This window comes from Thauera sp. 2A1 (assembly GCF_009469595.2).
GTDB lineage: Bacteria > Pseudomonadota > Gammaproteobacteria > Burkholderiales > Rhodocyclaceae > Thauera.
In genome coordinates, this window is the sequence record NZ_SSXV01000071.1 from 1 (window position 1) to 2,561 (window position 2,561).

Consider the following 2,561-nt stretch of genomic DNA (forward strand, 5'->3'; position numbering starts at 1 on the left):
GAACATGGGCCGGAAAACTATGTGTAGCTGCTCACGCCCGAACGCGCCGCTTGCCCGCGTAATTGCTGATCAAATGCCGTCCCGCCAGCCGCGACTCTACATAGTTGAGAGCTATGCATAGGGGTCGCTATGGATAGATTTGCATAGCGACCCGTTGCAGCCGTTTAGCTTTGAGGGAAGCTGTCGTTCAACATTCAAAATCACCGGCCTTGCGCGGCTTTATGCGCAAGGTCCGGTGCATTGCAGGGTTGGGCGTCGGCGTCACAGTGCCGTACAACGTCCGATGGCCATAACAGGCGTGTCGTCGCCCTCTTTTCGACCCGGAACGATTGCCCGAAGCGCATTCTCGTTCCAGTAACCGACCGTGTAAGTTGTAAGGAACCTCATGGACTTTCGGCTAAACAGGAAGTCCTTGCCGATGCCGACGCATCGAATCTTTCCATCCTCATCGAAGTCCTTTTCGCAGACGGCGACCGGGATGGACGAACCCGTTTCCTTAACCTCCCATTTTCGCGAGGGCTCCGATGCACGAGCAACGACATACTTCCCCTCTGCCCTGAATTCGGCTCTCTGCCATCGTTGCGCGCCGCGATCGAAGGAGAAACCAGTAATCATGTCTTCGGCACAAAGATAGGAATTCTGCGCCAGTGCGGGACCTGCGAGGGCAAGAAGCATTCCGTACAAGAAGACGTGCCTGATGCGATTCATCGTTACTCCTTTCGATGCCCAACGTTGAGTTGAGGCGAGTGCGCGGCTTTTCGCGCAAGTCGCCTCGAACGCAGTGTTAGAACTCTGTTTGAAGCTGACTGAAGACATAAGCCAATGCTTTGTCGTTGCGACGATACTCGGGTCTCGCCACAAACGTATCTTTAGTCAATTGTAGTGAGAACACTTCTCGAACTTTAAGCAGTTTCCACCCGACGCTCTCCCCGCTCTCACTGCCACCAGATCTTTGATAGCACCGAAGAATCTCATCGCCATATTTGTCCCTGCCATAGGCGTGAGGTTCAACGATTCTGAAATAGCCGTGATAGCGCAGCTCAAGAACTCTCTTTTCGGTGATAGCTTGAGTAATGGTTGCGTTCATTGTCAATTCAACCTTGATCTGATTCTTCTTCTTTCGGCGGCTGAATGTCCGAAGCTAGACGGCTTCCATATCGGTGACCACAGACTGTGCATACGCGCGCGAAATGGTCCTTCGCGTCATGGACAAGTTGCCGCCTCTTGTGGTCGTTCTCCCAGCACCGAAGGCAGTACGCCGATCCAATGGGATTTCCGCCTTCATCGATCTGGTAATACGCGTCATAGCGGCGTACAAGCGCATCCTTGCACTGGAATGCCTCTTCAAGCTCTGCAATTTTCTTGTCTTTCTCCGACAACGCTTCTTGCAACTCAATCAGTTCAAGTTTTGCGTCCGCGAGAGCGCCAATAAGATCAGCTAGCTTAAGTTTGAGTTCTGCACGTTCAAGAGATAAGTCACTCTCGCGCAGAAACTTCGCAATGTCCGTCGCGGTTTTGAGGCTATTAAGTGCAGCAGCAATGGTTGCAATATCGGGCATTCGGAAACCTGAATGGACAGAGCTCTAACGAATAGGGTTTATCCCTCGCGCCGCAAGCGCCGTTCGGTGCGCAGGCGGCTGCCGCGAGGGATAAGCCTTGTTGAACTGAACCGCCGCTCAGGCGGTGATACTGGGGATTCTACGCGCGGGTCATCCACATCGGATAGCGCGCGGCAGGGTCGGGTCAGCAACGAGTATCCGACGCCGCTGAGCCGCTCGCGACCATCGCCGTAATGGGCAGCGATCGGGTGCCGGCCGTGCATCCGGCGTGCGGTGTCGGTCGCGTTCAGCACACGGGGGACGTGCCACGGCCTGCCGGTGCGGACGTTGCATCGGCAAGGGCCGAGACGGGGGAGCGTGAGTGTTCATGGCGGCCCATCCCGACAGCGCGGTGCAGGCGCGGGCGGATCGTACCGGCGAGCCATGACGATCTCGACCGTGTGCCAACGCCCGACCCCACAGTGCGGGCAGCATCGCGGGTCCTCACCGCTCACGCGGGCGAGGAAGTCTGCGGCCGCTTCGATCACCGCCGGCTGCGGTGCCGGCGTCTGGAGCGCGGCACGCGCGGCAGCAAGCCGGGCACGCTTGTGGCCGCAGGCGAGCAACCCGTAGTGGCGCAGGCGCTTGAAGCCGGCCGGCAGCACGTGACGCAGGAAGCGTCCGATGAACTCGTCGGTCGGCATGCTCACCGTGCGCTTGCCGCCGGTTTCGTTGTCACGCACCCGAAGGCGCACCTGACCCGCATTGCAGCCGAGCAGGCGGTCGTTCGAGAGCGCCACGCGGTGCGTGTAGCGGGCAAGGTAGTCGAGCACCTGGGCGGGCCCGCCCGGCGGCGGCTTGGCGTAGACCACCCAGTCATGCGCGAGCAACGCACTGCGCCGGGCGTGCCATGCATCCGGCGCACCTTGCGGATCGTCGGGCAGTTCGCCGCTGCGGCGGGCTGCGTCGAGCCGCGCGAGGAACTTGCCGCGAAACACCTGCGAGGCGGCCCGGACCGGAAAC

The 2,561-nt window shown here is 59.3% G+C and carries 4 protein-coding genes; all 4 read right to left on the reverse strand.

What is annotated here, in order from left to right; genetic code table 11:
- Positions 1-261: 261 nt before the first annotated feature.
- Positions 262-708 (reverse strand): hypothetical protein, encoded by a 447-nt coding sequence (locus tag GH664_RS22305; RefSeq protein WP_153170271.1) that lies wholly within the window; start codon positions 706-708, stop codon positions 262-264.
- A gap of 76 nt (positions 709-784) precedes the next feature.
- Positions 785-1,087 (reverse strand): hypothetical protein, encoded by a 303-nt coding sequence (locus GH664_RS22310; protein ID WP_153170272.1) that lies wholly within the window; start codon positions 1,085-1,087, stop codon positions 785-787.
- A gap of 7 nt (positions 1,088-1,094) precedes the next feature.
- Positions 1,095-1,559 (reverse strand): hypothetical protein, encoded by a 465-nt coding sequence (locus GH664_RS22315; RefSeq protein WP_153170273.1) that lies wholly within the window; start codon positions 1,557-1,559, stop codon positions 1,095-1,097.
- 365 nt (positions 1,560-1,924) lie between these two features.
- On the reverse strand, positions 1,925-2,561 hold a 637-nt coding region (locus GH664_RS22320; RefSeq protein ID WP_194270471.1), incomplete at its 5' end, for a transposase.

Excerpts from the sequence above, each read along its gene's own strand:
- GH664_RS22305 (WP_153170271.1), bottom strand. The coding sequence starts at position 708 with ATGAATCGCATCAGGCACGTCTTCTTGTACGGAATGCTTCTTGCCCTC.
- GH664_RS22310 (WP_153170272.1), bottom strand. The coding sequence starts at position 1,087 with ATGAACGCAACCATTACTCAAGCTATCACCGAAAAGAGAGTTCTTGAG.
- GH664_RS22315 (WP_153170273.1), bottom strand. The coding sequence starts at position 1,559 with ATGCCCGATATTGCAACCATTGCTGCTGCACTTAATAGCCTCAAAACC.